The sequence below is a fragment of the Chryseobacterium sp. PTM-20240506 genome, assembly GCF_048296755.1.
Lineage (GTDB): Bacteria > Bacteroidota > Bacteroidia > Flavobacteriales > Weeksellaceae > Chryseobacterium > Chryseobacterium proteolyticum.
Genome location: NZ_CP182581.1, coordinates 2,634,321 through 2,650,379 on the forward strand (window position 1 = coordinate 2,634,321; position 16,059 = coordinate 2,650,379).

16 protein-coding genes and 1 tRNA gene are annotated in these 16,059 nt (G+C 34.9%); 2 read left to right on the forward strand and 15 right to left on the reverse strand.

The annotated features are described in order from the left end of the window. Positions 1–309: 309 nt before the first annotated feature. The 4 genes from ACNFU2_RS11640 to ACNFU2_RS11655 all read right to left on the reverse strand — a co-directional run bounded on the left by ACNFU2_RS11640 (position 310) and on the right by ACNFU2_RS11655 (position 2,992). Positions 310–1,044 (reverse strand): SDR family NAD(P)-dependent oxidoreductase, encoded by a 735-nt coding sequence (locus tag ACNFU2_RS11640; protein WP_418121773.1) that lies wholly within the window; start codon positions 1,042–1,044, stop codon positions 310–312. 154 nt (positions 1,045–1,198) lie between these two features. Then, positions 1,199–1,573, reverse strand: coding sequence for a preprotein translocase subunit YajC (yajC, locus tag ACNFU2_RS11645; protein WP_172280780.1), 375 nt, complete (start codon positions 1,571–1,573; stop codon positions 1,199–1,201). A gap of 5 nt (positions 1,574–1,578) precedes the next feature. Further along, positions 1,579–2,085 carry a DUF1573 domain-containing protein gene (locus ACNFU2_RS11650; protein ID WP_273649674.1) on the reverse strand — a complete coding sequence of 169 codons (507 nt, stop codon included), beginning with the start codon at positions 2,083–2,085 and terminating at the stop codon, positions 1,579–1,581. Between the two features lies 1 nt (position 2,086). Next, positions 2,087–2,992, reverse strand: coding sequence for a transcription antitermination protein NusB (locus tag ACNFU2_RS11655; protein WP_172280784.1), 906 nt, complete (start codon positions 2,990–2,992; stop codon positions 2,087–2,089). Between the two features lie 90 nt (positions 2,993–3,082). Here ACNFU2_RS11655 and ACNFU2_RS11660 point away from each other — a divergent pair, with 90 nt between their 5' ends. Both ACNFU2_RS11660 and ACNFU2_RS11665 read left to right on the forward strand, forming a co-directional pair. Further along, on the forward strand, positions 3,083–4,744 hold the full coding sequence (locus ACNFU2_RS11660; protein ID WP_418121776.1) for an ABC transporter ATP-binding protein: 1,662 nt from the start codon (positions 3,083–3,085) through the stop codon (positions 4,742–4,744). A gap of 99 nt (positions 4,745–4,843) precedes the next feature. Beyond that, entirely contained in the window at positions 4,844–5,179 is a 336-nt protein-coding gene (locus tag ACNFU2_RS11665; RefSeq protein ID WP_034679055.1) for a DUF3276 family protein, read from the forward strand. 352 nt (positions 5,180–5,531) lie between these two features. On the opposite strand, the gene ACNFU2_RS11670 is transcribed toward ACNFU2_RS11665, so the two are convergent. The 11 genes from ACNFU2_RS11670 to ACNFU2_RS11720 all read right to left on the reverse strand — a co-directional run bounded on the left by ACNFU2_RS11670 (position 5,532) and on the right by ACNFU2_RS11720 (position 15,999). Then, a tRNA-His gene (locus ACNFU2_RS11670) sits at positions 5,532–5,607 on the reverse strand. Positions 5,608–5,642: 35 nt separating this feature from the next. Next, positions 5,643–6,362 carry a bacillithiol biosynthesis deacetylase BshB1 gene (gene bshB1 / locus ACNFU2_RS11675; protein WP_418121778.1) on the reverse strand — a complete coding sequence of 240 codons (720 nt, stop codon included), beginning with the start codon at positions 6,360–6,362 and terminating at the stop codon, positions 5,643–5,645. Between the two features lie 83 nt (positions 6,363–6,445). Continuing rightward, positions 6,446–8,095, reverse strand: coding sequence for a tetratricopeptide repeat protein (locus ACNFU2_RS11680; RefSeq protein WP_418121780.1), 1,650 nt, complete (start codon positions 8,093–8,095; stop codon positions 6,446–6,448). A gap of 89 nt (positions 8,096–8,184) precedes the next feature. Further along, positions 8,185–9,057 carry a PstS family phosphate ABC transporter substrate-binding protein gene (locus ACNFU2_RS11685; RefSeq protein WP_418121782.1) on the reverse strand — a complete coding sequence of 291 codons (873 nt, stop codon included), beginning with the start codon at positions 9,055–9,057 and terminating at the stop codon, positions 8,185–8,187. After that, positions 9,047–9,244 (reverse strand): DUF308 domain-containing protein, encoded by a 198-nt coding sequence (locus ACNFU2_RS11690; RefSeq protein WP_373428030.1) that lies wholly within the window; start codon positions 9,242–9,244, stop codon positions 9,047–9,049. The genes ACNFU2_RS11685 and ACNFU2_RS11690 overlap by 11 nt, the downstream gene beginning before the upstream one ends. Before the next feature lie 74 nt (positions 9,245–9,318). Then, positions 9,319–10,161: an energy transducer TonB gene (locus tag ACNFU2_RS11695; RefSeq protein ID WP_172280794.1), complete on the reverse strand. Its 843-nt coding sequence runs from the start codon at positions 10,159–10,161 to the stop codon at positions 9,319–9,321. Between the two features lie 23 nt (positions 10,162–10,184). Then, positions 10,185–10,757 carry an ExbD/TolR family protein gene (locus ACNFU2_RS11700; protein WP_172280796.1) on the reverse strand — a complete coding sequence of 191 codons (573 nt, stop codon included), beginning with the start codon at positions 10,755–10,757 and terminating at the stop codon, positions 10,185–10,187. A 12-nt stretch (positions 10,758–10,769) separates the two neighbouring features. After that, positions 10,770–11,378 (reverse strand): ExbD/TolR family protein, encoded by a 609-nt coding sequence (locus tag ACNFU2_RS11705; RefSeq protein WP_172280798.1) that lies wholly within the window; start codon positions 11,376–11,378, stop codon positions 10,770–10,772. 62 nt (positions 11,379–11,440) lie between these two features. Continuing rightward, positions 11,441–12,304, reverse strand: coding sequence for a MotA/TolQ/ExbB proton channel family protein (locus tag ACNFU2_RS11710; RefSeq protein ID WP_172280800.1), 864 nt, complete (start codon positions 12,302–12,304; stop codon positions 11,441–11,443). A 241-nt stretch (positions 12,305–12,545) separates the two neighbouring features. Further along, on the reverse strand, positions 12,546–15,359 hold the full coding sequence (leuS, locus tag ACNFU2_RS11715) for a leucine--tRNA ligase (protein ID WP_418121786.1): 2,814 nt from the start codon (positions 15,357–15,359) through the stop codon (positions 12,546–12,548). 172 nt (positions 15,360–15,531) lie between these two features. Next, positions 15,532–15,999, reverse strand: a complete 468-nt coding sequence (locus tag ACNFU2_RS11720) for a lipocalin family protein (RefSeq protein ID WP_273649692.1) — start codon at positions 15,997–15,999, stop codon at positions 15,532–15,534. Positions 16,000–16,059 lie beyond the last annotated feature (60 nt).

Sequence of the window (16,059 nt, forward strand, 5' to 3'; positions counted from 1 at the left end):
CCTGAAACGATCCACATCCCATAAAAAAATTAACCTTAAACCCTGGTTTAAAGTAATCTATATAATAAAAAGTATTGGATAGCAGAACGACCTGTTCAGGTGCACTCAATGATCATTTTTTGAAATTTATTCAGGTAAAAGAATCATTTCAGATTTTAAAAATACTGAAAAAAAGAATGATTTCCAATTTCCATACCGTACTCCTTTTTTGAAAAAGAGCAGTCTTTTTGAGACTTAAAAATTAAAAATAAACAGATTTAAGAGTTTAATTAAAATTTATTTAGAAAAATAAAAATTCAGCGAAAAATATCATGGTAATTTTGCCACCATACTTTCAGGTAAAATTTTCAAAATAAAATAAATAATTTTCCATTTAAAATTCGGGACTATAGTAAATGAGCTCCCTGCATTGACCACAAAGTTCGCAACATAATCCGGTTCCATTATCAGGGATTCCGTAAGCTTCAGACCTGTATTCATTTTAGTGCGAATATATCCGATGACCAATGCATTGACAATAATATTTCTTGAAGATAATTCCTGTCGGAGACCGGCTAAATATTGTGTGAATGCAGATTTTGTGCTTCCATATATAAAATTACTTTTTCTTCCTCTTACGCCGGAAAGTGAAGAAAGTCCGATAATTCTCTCAAGGTTATTATTACTTTTGTCCATAGCAATAATATTAAGAATTGAAACCCCACCCATATAGTTTACCTGCATCATCTGGTATGCACCTTTAAAATCAAGCAAAGCTTTTTGATTGTCAACCAGAAATCCGGCTGCATAAACTACAATAGCCGGTTTTATCACCAAGTTATCATAAAATTGCTGATGCGAAGCAAAATCGGAAGCATCAAAATATATAATCTTAATTTTCGCTTGATCTAATTGATTTTCTTTAACAAAATTTTCCAGCGAATCCGTATTTCTGGAAGCCGCAATTACTGAGTATCCTTTTTGCAGATACTGCTTAAAAGATTGTTTTGCAACGTCAGAATTTGCTCCTAAAATCAGAACCGTTTTGTGTATATTTTGCTTCATCGGACAAAGATAATTTAAAACTATAAAAATAGTAAGGATTTAATGCCAACAGGAATTTATTGGTTACCATTTTTGTCGGCTTATCTCTATATAAAAGAACGGCGCGGTGAACAAAGTTCACCGCGCCGGTTATATTCTCTTTTAAACTAAAAAATTATTTCTTTTCAGTATCAATTTCTTTTTTCTCAGCAGTTTTTTCAGCTGCTTTAGTTGCTTTTTCTCCAAAACGATTGTCTGTAAATTCTCTTGATACAGCCGCTTTTTCGAACTTTAACTTTCCTGATAATGTTTCAATAACAAAACCATCATCCTGGATTTGAGCAATTCTTCCATGAAGGCCTGAAGTTAGTACTACCCTGCTTCCTACTTTCAGATTTTCCTGAAAGGTTTTCTCCTGCTTCTGTTTTTTCATTTGTGGCCTTATCATTAAGAAATAAAAACCTACAAACATCACACCCATCATGATCAGCATCATTGAAGATGATCCTCCTGCCGGCTGTGCCTGTAAAAAAATGGTTAATGTATTCATTTTAATTAAGGTTGAATATTCGCAGTGAATGTTAATTTAATTGGAGATTTTTCTACGTTCGCATATACGTCAGCATATTTCTGAACATTTCCATCGAAACTTGAAGAATCAAAATGTAAGGTAATCTTTCCTTTTTTACCTGGTAAAATAGGCTCTTTAGTAAAGTCAGGAGCTGTACATCCGCATCCAGGCTTAACTTCAGAAATTACCAATGGATTTTTACCTGTATTGGTTACTTCATAAACATGCTCTACTTTATCTCCTTTTTTGATATTTCCAAAATCGAAGTTGCTTTCAGATAAAGCAAGTGAAGTTGAAGGTTGGTTAGATTGAGCCGGAGTTGCCGCTTCTGTTGTTGCAGGAGCTACCGCAGAATCAGCGGGAGTTGTTGCAGCAGCAGAGGAATCTGTTGCTACAGATTCAGCAGTTTGAGCCTCTTTGTTTTCTTTTTTACAAGAAACTAAACCAAAGCCTATAATAGACAAAGCGATAATTGATAACGTCTTTTTCATGTTAAATTCTATTTTGATCTTTACAATATTTATCTAAAATTCCGTTAATGAAGATATTGGATCTGTCTGTAGCAAATACTTTAGCAATTTCAATATATTCATTGATAATAACTCTTGAAGGTGTAAAAGGAAAATTATCAAGTTCCGATATAGCGGTAGACAAAATAACTTTATCCATTAAAGAAACTCTTTCCAAATCCCAGTTTTCCAATCTTTCACTTAGTTTCTTTTCATTATTTTCCCAATTGTTCAAAGTATCTCTTAGAAGTTTAGCTGCAAAAGCCTTATCATCTTCATCCTTGATCATTTTGATTAATGTTCTGCTTTCTTCATCTTCTTTCAGAAATCCAATTGTCTTTTGAACCATTGAATTGGAAATGTGAATATCATCAGACCAGGTCAGTTCCTTGTCTCCAAGATAATCATGAAAATCTTCATTTTCAGCGATATAGCGCAAAAATAATTTTCCGATAAACTTCTGATCCTCTTCAAAAGAATATTCTTCTACTTTCATGAAATCCTGGTAACGTTTCCCTGCGGTAATTCTCTGGAAAGTTTTTACCAATAGATCATCATGTAAATCCCATTTCAATTCTTTATGTTGCCCTGTAAAGAATAGCCTTTCAGGGTTTTCCTCTAGTTTGATCAACACCTGATTGTTAATAAATTTCTGGTTGGGATTGATATCAGAATCTGTTTTCAGATATTTTTTCTTCCCAATTTCCATCTGGTTTTCAGCAAGCGCCTTTAGACCTACTAAAAAATTCAGTTGGTAAATATAGAGATGATAGATTTTCTCTATACCCGAAAACATGTTTTTCTCTAAAACATCAAATTTAATCGGATTCTGGTAGTATGAATACACATTTTCCACCACTTTTTCACGGATTTGTCTTCTTCCTAACATTCAAAGAGCTTTTTATGGGTGCAAAGATACAAAATTTAAAATTTATCGAATTCGTAGTGTGAAGGTATTTTTGTAATTTTGTAAAACTATATGAAAGCTTTAAAAACCCTGAACCCCTACTTTTGGAAACACAAGATATTGTTGTTTTGGGGGCTGTTATTTATCATTGCCAGTAATTTTTTTAATACATACAAAGTTCAGTTTGTAGGAAAATCGGTTGATGAACTTACCAAAAACGGACAAATGGGATTCAACAAGCAGGTATTGATTTACGTTGCCATAATTGTTGGTTGTTCGTTATTGACGGGATTCTTTACTTTCATGATGAGACAGACCATTATTGTAGCGTCAAGGAGAATTGAATATGAGCTTAAAAATAAAATCTACAGACACTATCAGGAGCTTTCCCTTACAGATTATAAGCAGACGACTATCGGTGACCTCATGAACCGATTGAGCGAAGATATTGTAGCGGTAAGAATGTACCTTGGACCGGGAGTCATGTATGTCGTAAATTTACTGGTGTTACTTCTTATTACCAGCATCTATATGATAAAAACGGACGTATCCATGACTTTATGGACATTACTACCACTTCCGATTTTGTCATACCTTATTTTTAAAGTAAGTTCAATTATTAATAAGAAGTCAAAGATAATGCAGAAAAGCCAGTCCGGTATTTCAACTTTTGTACAGGACAGTTTTTCGGGAATAAGAGTTGTAAAATTCTTTGCCAGGGAAAATTATATCAAAAAGAATTACGGGGCAAAGGTAACCGATTACCAGGATAAAGCATTAGACCTCGCAAAGACAGAAGCTTATTTTTTTACTATTATTTTATTTGTAATCGGATTGCTTAACGTAGCCATCATCGTCATCGGTGGACAAAAATATATTGCAGGACAACTAAGTATCGGTAAAATAGCCGACTTTTTTATGTACATCAATACCCTTATATTTCCTTTTTCAATGGTAGGATGGGTAACATCAGTCAATCAAAGAGCAGAAGCCTCCATGCAGAGAATCAATGAGTTTCTGGATAAAAAATCTGAAATCATTAACAAAAATTCTGATCAGTATAAAATAAAAGGAGATATTGAATTTAGAAATGTTTCATATATGTACCCTAACACAGGAATCAAAGCTTTAGAAAATTTAAGCTTTACAATTAATGCGGGACAATCCTTGGCGATTATGGGGAAAACAGGAAGCGGAAAATCTACGATCGCCTTATTGCTATGCCGTTTGATAGACCCTACTGAAGGTGAAATTCTGATTGACGGGAAAAATCTTAAGGATCACAATCTCGAAGTGTACAGGGATTTTATTGGCTATATTCCTCAGGAGAGCTATTTATTCTCGGATACTATAGAAAATAATATTGGATTTGCGATCGACCATCCGTCCCATGAGAAAGTAGTAGAATATGCTAAAATCGCAGACGTTCATAAAAACATCATAGGATTTAAAGAACAGTATAAAACGACGGTTGGAGAGCGTGGAGTGATGCTTTCGGGAGGACAAAAGCAAAGAATTTGTATCGCCAGAGCCCTGATTAAGGATCCAAATATCATTATTTTTGATGATTCTTTATCTGCATTAGATACCGAAACCGAACAAAATATACTGCAAAATATTGAGTCAAAAATCCACAATGCAACCTCCATAATTATCACACACAGAGAGTCTAGCGCACAAAGAGCTGACAAAATCCTTAATCTTACTGAAATTACCAATTCTGTAACTGCTTAGCCGATTCATTCAAAATTGTTAAATAAATCATAAAAAAAATTTTGTGATTAAAAGAAATCTTTTATATTTGTTCTTAACAAGATTAAAAAATATCTAACAATGAGTGAATACAAGGAACGCCATGAAAATGAAATTTTCACGAAGGTGTTAAAAGCAGGAAGAAGAACATATTTCTTTGATGTGCGTGAGACGAAAGCGGGGGATTATTATCTTACGATTACCGAAAGTAAAAAGAACTTCGGTGAAAATGGAGAGGCTACATTTGAAAAACACAAAATTTACCTTTACAAAGAAGATTTTAAGAGTTTCCAGGAAATGTTCAATGAGTCAACAGATTTCATCATTAATGAAAAGGGTGAGGATGTAATTTCAGAAAAACATGACAAAGACTTCAAAAGCAAATCTTATACTATAGATTCTGACGACGAAGTATAAAAAAAGAATATCTAAAAACACAAGCATCTGAAAAAAGGTGCTTTTTTTATGTCTATTTTTTTACAGGATTATTCTAAGGACAATGGATTTAAAAGATGCAAAAGAGTACTTTTAAATCTAACTACCTATGATATACCACTCATTAACAGTAATTATGCTAGAAAACTCCCTCTAAAGTATTCTCACTTCACATTCTATTTCAATCAAGTATTCCCCTTAAAACAGCATCAAAATAAAAATTTATCCTGATCCTAAAATAAAATTAAATGTTTTTGATATTTTTTTGGATAAAAAAGTGAAATATCAGAAAGGTATAAAATAAAAAAGTACACTTTAAAAGTGTACTTTCTTTGGGTGAATGATGGGTCTCGAACCCACGACCTTCGGAACCACAATCCGACGCTCTAACCAACTGAGCTACAATCACCGTTTTGTGGTTGCAAATATAGGAAAGATTTTTTAATTACAAAACAATTCCTTCAAAATTTTTCAAAGCAATTAACTTCTCTGTTGTAAATCCCTCAGCGTAAGCAACTCCCGATAGACGCCCTAAATCCTGAGCTCTGTATGTTAAGCTTTCCAGAAAGTCTTTTGTAGCAATCGGAGTTACTGGTTCGGTAGAATTCGGATCATAAAACTGAGTTTTAAATGCAAGGCATGCTTCAATTTTCTTATCTAGATATTCTGAAATATCAATTACAAATTCAGGTTGAATATGCTTCCATTGGATATAATGAAAAATGTGTTTAGGTCTCCATACGTCCTGGCTTTCTCCTCCCTCTACAGTTTCTATCTTTCTAAGACCAGCTAAAAAGCACGCATCGGAAACTAATTTCGCTCCTTTTGCATGATCCGGATGTCTATCATCAATCGCATTGGCTAAGACGATTTCCGGGCGGTATTTGCGGATCATTTTTACAATCTTCATCTGGTACTCTTCTGAATTAACCAGAAACCCGTCTTTCATACCTAAATTTTCCCTTGCGGAAACCCCAAGAATTTTTGCAGATTCAGAAGCCTCCGTTTTTCTGGTTTCGTCTGTTCCTCTTGTACCCAGTTCACCTTTTGTAAGATCTACAATAACACATTTTTTTCCTTCTGATATCAATTTGGCAATGGTACCTCCACAGCCTAGTTCTACGTCATCAGGATGCGCTCCAAAAGCAAGTATGTCTGTTTTCATATTCTTCAAAGATAAGGCTTAAAATAAAAACTTCCCAAACATTATGAATGGGAAGTTTTAATATATATAATTTAAATTTTAAATTACTTATTGATCTCACCGTTAAGTTTAACAGCATCCTGATAAGTCGGATCCAACTGAACAGACTTAGCAACATAATCTTTAGCTTTAGCAAGATCAGAATCTTTGCTCATATAAGCTACGGCAAAGTAAGCATAAGCTAAAGTTTGCTTATTAGCCTCTACATCAGCAGGCTTTACAGTAGTGATGAATTTTTCATATGCTATTTTCGCAGCATCATTATTCCCAGCTTGTTGGTAAGAATAACCTAAACTGTAATAAGCAGGAGCCCAATCAGGAAGAAGTGTACTCATTTTCTGCCATGTTAATATAGCTCCGTTCCAGTTTTTAACATCCTGGTAAGCAGTCGCTAATTTGAATAATGAATCTGTATCCTGTGCATTAGCTGCTACTTTTTGCTTTAATCCTTCAATGGTAGGGTTTGTAGGTCCTGCATCAGCTGATCCCTGAGAAGCTCCTCCTCCGGCAATCTTAGCTAATTCCATATCCCATTTCATTGTTTCATCTTTTGCAGCTTTTGCGATAGCTATTTTCTGCTGAGCTTCAGTTGTTAAAGCAGTTTTCTTTGCTGCATCTTTTTCATCCTTAGCCAATCCAGCGGCAATTAAACCTTGTAATCCCTGGTCAGCAGGTTGTACTCTTGATTTATCCGCCTGAGAAACGAAAGTATCCATGTTTTGCTTAGCATCTGCATATTTACCTTCAGAATATAATTGATAAGCTCTCAATTTGAACTTAATAGGATCATCAATTTTATCAAAGATCTTATCTAAAACAGTTCTTGAATTGTTATAATCTTCGTTTGTAAAATAAAGCTTAGCGATTTCTAATTGTGTATATGGATCTTCATCCGCATATTTAGTATAATTGATCAAGTCCTGAGTCGCTTTATCATTTTGCTGATATTTAATATCATAGGCAGCCAAAGCTTTATAAGCAGGTGCATACGTAGCATCTACAGCAATTGCTTTATCAATATTTTCTTTAGCTAATTTCCATTGTTGAGCAGCCATCCATAAAGTACCCATTCTGGTATAAACAGAAGCTTTATTTTTAGCCAGAGGTAACGCTTTATCATAAGCAGTCATAGCATCACCAGGGATTTTTTTCAATCTGTAAGCGTCTCCCAGTGTATAGTAATAATTCGCAGGAACTTCTTTTTTCTGTGCCCTTTCAATTGCCTTATTAAGGAATTGAATGGCAAGATCAGGAGAGTTATTTTTCTCAAATAAAGTTAAAGCCTCTGCAGCTCTGAACAATACTTCAGCATCTTTTTCTCTTGAATCGCTAACAATTTTCTGTATTTCTGCAACAGCTGCCTTATCACCTTTTCCAAGCTTTACAGCTGCCAATCCGATCTTGTTTAAATAGCTTTTGCTGTCTGCTGCAAGACCTTTATTGAAGCTTTCAGTTGCTTTAGCAAAATCCGGCTCACCTTGTCTTAGAAAAGTATTTCCTAAATAGAAATAGTTTTCAGCAGTAGGAGCTTTAGCAATCATATCGGTGAACTGAGTCTTTGCCTGGGCAAATTTATCACTGTCGATACTGTTAATACCATCTTGCAATATTTGTGCAAACGAAAAATTGGCAAAAAATACCACCGCTGCTCCAAAAGCAATCTTTTTTACATTCATAATCATTATATCTTTCATTTTATATTTTCTAAATCGAGTAATATTATACACAATTTTCAGACCAAAATAGTGTATTTATTTGGGGGATAAAGTCAATTTAATATTTTTTAACGCATTTGCACCTCTCTTTTGTAAATATTGTAGGGTTGCAAACCTTCCTTCTGCACAATCATTTGCCCTAATTGGGTACATGAATATCTGATGAAACCATTGGCAATGTTAAAGTTTCCTTCATTTGTTAAAAAATACAAAACTCTAGTAAAAGGATATTTCATTTCACGCAGTCCTGCAGAATCCGGAGTATATAATTTTCCTTTGTTTTCAACCGGCAATATTTTAACCATATCCCTTAATTTTTCAGAAGTTTTATCATAAGGGCGGCTAAAGGTATTAAGACCTATGACACCAATTTTATCGGGATATTTATTGAGCTGTTCAATGATATTTTCACTACCTGGAATCACAGAAAATTGGAGATCTTTAGGCTGCTTCTTAAGCTTCTGAGCCACATAGTTTAAGTTACTAGAATTAGTCCCGTCAAAAATAAATTCCTTTTTATCAGAAAGAAGACCGTTTTGAATTTCATCCATTGAAATACTGGTCCTGGTAGAATTTTTTGGAACAATAAAAACAACCGCGTCAGCAGCAAATCTGGCAGGCAAAAATTTAGAACCCACCTGCTCTTTAAAAGCTTTAAGCTCTTCAGGACTTAAATCTCTGGACATTACCGCTACTCTGGCTTTTCCTTTCAGAAGATCTAAAAAGCCCAGGTCTTCCTTCCTTGTAACTACCTTTAGGTGTGCTTCGGGATAATTAATCATGTATCCGTCGGCTAAAGCTTCAGTAACACTTTTAAAGGATTCATCAGTAAGGATTGTAAGATCTCCCTTATAATAGGATGGGGATTTGTCTTCTTTTTTACAGCTTACTGCAATTATACATAAGACAAAAAGCATGATTACTTTAAAATTATTCTTCATTTCCTGAATTTTTTATTCTTGAAACCGCTCTGTAAATTCTAAAGATTCCATACAGAATCATAACACCTCCAAGAGGGTACGCTACAGTAGGCTCTAAAATAATAAAGAAGAATTTGTAAAAAATAACTACAATTCCTAAAACGATATAAAACAATCCCGTAACCAGGGATAACCAATTGAACATCATATAACAAAAATACCAAAAAAAATAAAAAGAGAAGCATATGCTTCTCTTTTTTAATTATTATTTAAAGATAAAAATTATCCTTCAAAATTCATTGTTAATGGTAATCTGAAACGGTAACGTACAGATTGTCCATTAATCTTAGCAGGAGCCCATTTAGTCTTAATAGACTTAATAGTTCTTACTGCTTCAGCATTAAAGTCTGAGCTTTTTCCACTCGCTTTAACGTCTGTAATACTACCGTCTCTTTCAACAACGAAAGTTACTTCAGCTTTTACAGTTCCTTCATCACCATTCATTGCAGATCCGTCAAAGTTACTAGACACTTTATTTCTAAAGGCATTAATACCTCCTGGGAATTCTGCAGTTTGCTCTACCTCTGTATACACCTGAGTGTCACTTACCTGAGGCTTAACTTCAGCAGTTGAAGTTTTAGTCCCCGTTGATGGTGGAGGTGGTGGAGGTGTGTAAGCCGGAGCTTTAACACCCTCCTGATTTTGCAAACCAGTTGTTGTTTCTAATTGCTTAGAAATCGGTGGTGGTGGAGTTTCAATTTTCGGAGCTTTTACAGGCTCTGGAACCACATTCTGAATTACCTCGATTTTCTCTTCTTTTGGAGGTGGAGGTGGTGGAGGTGGTTCTTCTTCTTTTGGCTGCTCAATAATTTTATCTTCCTGAAGAATTTCCACCAAATCAGCTTTTACTTCTTTCTTCTCTGGTGCAGTAAGTCTTTTAATCGTAAGATAAATAAAAGGAGACAAAGCCAAAATCAGGAATAGTGCCGTTCCGATAAGAAAAGATCTTGTCAGAAGCTTTGGATACTGATGTCTCAGATCATAGGCACCATATTCTTTGTTTCTATTTTCAAATACAATCTCGTCTAAAGTAAGATTCTGACTGTATACATTTTCATCTGCCATAGATTTACAATTTTATGGTTAAATTACTTTGTAGCTGGTGCAGCCGCAGCTCCATTATTCCCAACTTTCTTGTTATAAATAGCTACCTCCCAAGGTTTCAAATCGGTAACCCCGTATTGTTCACTTTTGGTAATTGCCATTTCATCAAGAATATCAACAAAGTTTTTATATACAGCATCATCTGTCGGCTTGATAATTACAGTAAATTTACTTTTATCTGCCGCATTTGCTTTTGCTTGCTCAATTACCTTTCTAACACCTTCTCTATCGAAAGTAGTTTCATTCAGATTCTGATCAGTTAAAGATGTATTATCTTGCTGATGCCAGAAAATTTTATTGTCTTTACCCAATAACAATGAAATTGAGTTAGAAAGTTTAATTTCAGTTGGAGGTGGCTTTTTATCTTTTTCTTTCGGTTTTGCCGGAAGACCCAAATCCATTACGTTAGGTTTACTAAACGTGGTTGTGAACATAAAGAAGGTGATCAATAGAAAACCCAAGTCCACCATCGGAGTCATGTCAACTCTGGTACTCTGCTTCTTGGAACGTACCTTGCCGCCCTTGGCGCCCTTTTCCTGTACTTGTACTTCTGCCATTTCTGCTCGATATTATTCGTTAGGTTTACCTTCTTGTGATGTAATCAACCAAAATTTAAGAAAATCAATATCTCTTAAACCTTCAAATAAGCTTTTCACTTTAGGGTATTGAGTAGTAACGTCTCCTTTAATCGCTAATTTGTATTCAGGATTTACGCTCAAACTTTGTTGTACCCAGTCTACTAACTGCTTATTTGTACTATCCATAGGAATCCCTGTAGGACTCTTAAAATTCTTCTGCTCGTCATCTGGCAAATCAAGATAGCTTTTAAGTTGGTTCATTGGAACCCCAATCGCTTGTACTTTTTGAAATGCAGCTTTTTCGTTGTTGTCAAAAGTAATACCATATTTTTGACCCATTTTATCTAAAAGCTGTAATCTCTCTGATGCATTCTCTACCGGTTGGAAATAGAATTTCCCGTCCGGAGTAGCGTTGATAGTCATTAAACTAGCATCAGGAAGTAACTTCTCTGATATTGAAGATGGCGGTTTAATCTGCTCCACGTCAGGTTTTTTAAACTGAGTGGTCAATATAAAGAATGTAAGTAGTAGGAACGCAACGTCACACATCGCGGTCATATCCGTCACTACTCCATGTCTTTTTGGTTTGACTCTCGCCATTATTTTTATTATTTTTAATTAAACTTCTTTTATTGCTAATGCAAATTCCTTGCTGGAAATTCTTAGTTGAATTCCGCGAAAGATTGTTGGATACTCATTGCGATCTCATCGATCTTATAAGTTAATCCATCAATTTTAGATGTAAAGAAGTTATAAAGGATAATAGCGATAGCTGAAGTACCAATACCTAAAGCCGTGTTGATCAATGCTTCAGAGATACCTGTAGAAAGTGCAGCAGCATCTGGAGTACCACCACCTGAACCTAATGCGAAGAATGCTTTGATCATCCCGATTACGGTTCCTAAAAGTGCTACTAACGTTGCAACTGTACCTAAAGTAGAAAGAATCATCATATTCTTTTCCAACATTGGCATTTCAAGAGTTGTAGCCTCTTCGATAGCTTTGTTAAGAGCCACCATTTTTTGCTCTTTATTTAAAGTCGTATCATGAGATAAAGCTTTGTAAGTCGTAAGACCTTCTTTTACTACATTACCTACAGAACCTTGTTGTCTGTCGCACTCTTCTAAAGCCTCATCAATTTTGTTTTGGTTTAATAAGCTTCTTACCTGAACAACGAAGCTATCCAAGTTTCCTTTTCCAGCTGCTTTACCAAGTACGAAATATCTTTCAAAAGAGAAAACGATTACAGTGATCATGAAAGTAATCAAGATTGGTACGATAACCCCTCCTTTGTAGATAATACCTAAAAACGACTCTGGGTGAATGTCTTTTCCTTCAACACTTGAAAAAGCTACAGATCCACTACCTAGTTTATCTGCATCTTTGAAGTTACCAGGACTCCCTAGCACGAATAAATAAATACAAACTCCTATAACGAATAAAATAGGAATAATAATAGCCGGGTTTAAACCTCCTGCCTTTCTAGCAATTACTTGCTCATCATTTTTTGAAACATTCATTTCCATATTTAACTAAATTATATTGTTTTAAAATTTTATCAAGTTGTAAATTAAAGGCAAAATTAATTAAAATACAATAGTCTCAAATAAACATTTTGCATTTTTTTGATAACGAAATATTATTACGATTTCGATAAATCAATTATTCTCTTTTTTTTTAATGATATTTCTCAGTATTTTTAAATACTTTAAAAATTTCAAAAAATTAAGCCTTCATTTTTTTTAATTTGCCAATGTTAATTTTTTTTTAAATTACAATATTCACAATTCTGTGAGGGACTACAATGATTTTTTTCGGGGTTTTTCCTTCCAAAATCTGTTGCATTTTGGGGTCATTAATCACCAAATCTTCTACTTGCGCGGGTGATAATTGAGCAGATAGGGATAATTTGAACCTCATTTTACCATTTACACTCACCGGATATTCGATTTCATCTTCCACTAAATATGATTCCATTAATTCAGGGAATTTTTCAAATTCAATAGAATCGGTATGTCCTAACAAACTCCAAAGCTCTTCACAAATATGTGGTGCATAAGGAGAAATGATAACGGCTAACGGCTCAAGAATATTGCGTTTGTTGCATTTTATTTTTTGTAATTCATTTACAGCGATCATAAATGAAGATACAGAGGTATTGAAAGAGAAGTTTTCGATATCGTAAACCACCTTCTTTATTAAAGTATGCAGAACTTTATATTCTGCTTTTGTCGGTTCTTCATCAGAAACTTCAAATACATCTCCGTTAAAATAAAGGTTCCAGAATTTTTTAAGGAATCCGTACACTCCACTTAGTCCCTGGGTATTCCATGGTTTCGATTGTTCCAATGGTCCTAGGAACATTTCATATAATCTTAATCCGTCCGCTCCATATTCTGCACAGATATCATCCGGGTTTACAACATTATATTTAGACTTGGACATCTTCTCTACCTCGCGATCTGTAATATACTTTCCGTCTTCCAAAATAAATTCAGCATCAGCATAGTCGGGTCTCCATTGTTTGAATGCTTCAGTATCCAATTCATCAGATGTTCCTTTTAATAAGGATACATCCACATGAATCTTCTGTGTTTTATATTGAGTTGCCAATGATTTGGAAACATACTGATTTGTTCCTTCTACCCTGTACACAAATGCACTCATTCCCAAAATCATCCCCTGATTGATCAATTTCTGGAAAGGTTCATCCTGATTGATGTATCCTCTGTCCTTTAGGAACATATTCCAAAAACGGGAATACAGCAAGTGACCTGTTGCATGTTCACTTCCTCCTATATATAGGTCTACCTGTCCCCAATAATCAGTGATATCTTTTTTAGCAAAAACTTCTTCATTATGAGGATCCATATATCTTAAGAAGTACCATGAGCTTCCAGCCCAACCAGGCATGGTGGACAACTCTAATGGAAATACATTAACCTCATCGATTAATTCTGTAGCTACAACTTTTTGATTTGTCTCATCCCACGCAAAAAACTTAGCGTTTCCTAATGGAGGATCCCCGTCTTCTGTTGGTAAATATTTTTCAACTTCGGGAAGCTCCAAAGGCAAAGAAGACATTGGTAAAGTATATGGCATTCCATCCTTATAATATATAGGAACCGGTTCACCCCAATAACGCTGTCTTGAGAAAATAGCATCACGCTGTCTGTAATTTGTAGTTCCATGACCGATATTACGCTTCTCAACTTCGGCAATCATTTTTGCTTTAGCCTCATCGTAAGATAATCCATTCAGGAAATCTGAATTAACACAAACGCTGGTCTTAGAGTCAAAAGATTTTTCCTGAACATCTTCATCGGTCTCAACAACCTTTTTAATTTCAAGATTAAACTTCTTTGCAAATCTGTGATCACGTTCATCGTGAGCAGGTACTGCCATAACAGCTCCTGTTCCATATCCCATCAATACATAATCTGAGATATAAATCGGCATCTTCTCATTGCTGAAAGGATTGATTGCATAACTTCCGGTAAATGCACCACTCACGTTTTTTACATCAGACATTCTATCCCTCTCTGTTTTCTTAGAAGTCTCTTCTATATAAGCATCAACTTCAGCCTTCTGAACAGCCGTAGTAATGGTATCAACTAATGGGTTTTCCGGCGCAAGTACCATGAAAGTCGCTCCGAAAATAGTATCAGGTCTTGTGGTGAAAACCTCGATCTTTTCGTCGTGATTCTCAACATTGAATTGAACCTGCGCTCCCTGGGATTTCCCAATCCAGTATTCCTGCGAATCTTTTAAAGGCTGTGGCCAGTCTATTGTATTTAATCCCTGAAGTAATCTCTCAGAGTATGCGGAAATCCTCATACTCCATTGCATCATCTTTTTCTGAAATACTGGAAAACCTCCTCTTTCGGACTTCCCATCTTTTACTTCATCATTGGCTAATACTGTTCCAAGAGCAGGGCACCAGTTAACTGTCGTTTCAGCTCTGTAAGCCAGACGATAATTTAATAAGATATCTTCCTTATCAATATCTGAAGCATTCTTCCACTCTTCTGCCGTGAAATCAAGTTCGTCATTTTGATTTGCATTTAAACCTTGTGTCCCTTTTTCTTCAAAATGCTGAATCAGCGTTTCTATAGGCTCTGCTTTATCGGTATCTTTATTGTACCACGAATGGAACAACTGGATAAATATCCATTGTGTCCATTTATAATAGGAAGCATCTGAAGTTCTCACTTCCCTACTCCAGTCAAATGAAAAACCAATTTTTCTTAATTGTTCTTCATACCTGTTAATGTTTTGTTCAGTAGTAATAGCAGGATGCTGTCCTGTTTGAATAGCATACTGTTCAGCAGGAAGTCCAAAGCTGTCATAACCAACCGGGTGAAGCACATTAAATCCCTGATGTCTTTTATACCTTGCATAAATATCAGATGCAATATATCCAAGAGGATGTCCTACGTGTAATCCTGCTCCTGATGGATAAGGAAACATATCGAGAACATAAAATTTGGGTTTATCTGTTGTATCGGAAGTTTTGTATGTCTGCTTTTCTTCCCAGTATTTCTGCCACTTTTTTTCTATCTGCTGATGATCGTAAAACACTTTATGTATAGATTTTATTTAAAATTAATCTTCAAAAAATTTGAAGAGGTACAAAAATAAAGATTTTAAAAGAAATAGAACTTTAATTTTTAATTAATTAGCATACTTTGGTTTAAACAAAAAAATCTCATCCGAAGATGAGATCTGTATTCTTTATTTTCAACCTTATATATTACTGAGGAATTCTCTTTAATGTATATGTGGTAGACTTGTATAGATTAGGATCTGTAGTATCTTCAATGGTAAGATTCAGCGTCGTATCAGTGAGTGTAGTTACTTTTCCTTTGTCCGGAACTACTGTACCCTGATATTTGATTTCAATCCTCTTATCACTTGTACTATAGGTATAGGTAAAATTTCGGTCTGAAACAGTACTACATATTGCAGGGGTTCCTATTTCATCCTTATCGGTTCTTTTTCCGGTATTTCCTTCATTGAACAACCATCTTGATTCTTTCTGGCAAGTGGTAAAAGTAATTTCATCTGAAACCCCGGATCCGTTTGCCGGAATAGTGGTAATCACTTCTTTAACAGGTTGCCAAAGTCCGTTAATTGGAAATACCTGTTGAGTATCGTCGTCCTTACATCCGGTTGCTACTAATAATGATAAACCTGCAAATAGTAATGCTAATTTCTTCATGTATCAAATTTTTCAAGGCCTAAAATTATGATTTTTTTTAAATACTCTGTCATTTTTTTT

What these genes read in the sequence shown, in the direction of transcription:
- ACNFU2_RS11640 (WP_418121773.1), bottom strand. Translation starts at nt 1,044, where the DNA reads ATGAAGCAAAATATACACAAAACGGTTCTGATTTTAGGAGCAAATTCT.
- yajC (WP_172280780.1), bottom strand. Translation starts at nt 1,573, where the DNA reads ATGAATACATTAACCATTTTTTTACAGGCACAGCCGGCAGGAGGATCA.
- ACNFU2_RS11650 (WP_273649674.1), bottom strand. Translation starts at nt 2,085, where the DNA reads ATGAAAAAGACGTTATCAATTATCGCTTTGTCTATTATAGGCTTTGGT.
- ACNFU2_RS11655 (WP_172280784.1), bottom strand. Translation starts at nt 2,992, where the DNA reads ATGTTAGGAAGAAGACAAATCCGTGAAAAAGTGGTGGAAAATGTGTAT.
- ACNFU2_RS11660 (WP_418121776.1), top strand. Translation starts at nt 3,083, where the DNA reads ATGAAAGCTTTAAAAACCCTGAACCCCTACTTTTGGAAACACAAGATA.
- ACNFU2_RS11665 (WP_034679055.1), top strand. Translation starts at nt 4,844, where the DNA reads ATGAGTGAATACAAGGAACGCCATGAAAATGAAATTTTCACGAAGGTG.
- bshB1 (WP_418121778.1), bottom strand. Translation starts at nt 6,362, where the DNA reads ATGAAAACAGACATACTTGCTTTTGGAGCGCATCCTGATGACGTAGAA.
- ACNFU2_RS11680 (WP_418121780.1), bottom strand. Translation starts at nt 8,095, where the DNA reads ATGAAAGATATAATGATTATGAATGTAAAAAAGATTGCTTTTGGAGCA.
- ACNFU2_RS11685 (WP_418121782.1), bottom strand. Translation starts at nt 9,057, where the DNA reads ATGAAGAATAATTTTAAAGTAATCATGCTTTTTGTCTTATGTATAATT.
- ACNFU2_RS11690 (WP_373428030.1), bottom strand. Translation starts at nt 9,244, where the DNA reads ATGATGTTCAATTGGTTATCCCTGGTTACGGGATTGTTTTATATCGTT.
- ACNFU2_RS11695 (WP_172280794.1), bottom strand. Translation starts at nt 10,161, where the DNA reads ATGGCAGATGAAAATGTATACAGTCAGAATCTTACTTTAGACGAGATT.
- ACNFU2_RS11700 (WP_172280796.1), bottom strand. Translation starts at nt 10,757, where the DNA reads ATGGCAGAAGTACAAGTACAGGAAAAGGGCGCCAAGGGCGGCAAGGTA.
- ACNFU2_RS11705 (WP_172280798.1), bottom strand. Translation starts at nt 11,378, where the DNA reads ATGGCGAGAGTCAAACCAAAAAGACATGGAGTAGTGACGGATATGACC.
- ACNFU2_RS11710 (WP_172280800.1), bottom strand. Translation starts at nt 12,304, where the DNA reads ATGGAAATGAATGTTTCAAAAAATGATGAGCAAGTAATTGCTAGAAAG.
- ACNFU2_RS11720 (WP_273649692.1), bottom strand. Translation starts at nt 15,999, where the DNA reads ATGAAGAAATTAGCATTACTATTTGCAGGTTTATCATTATTAGTAGCA.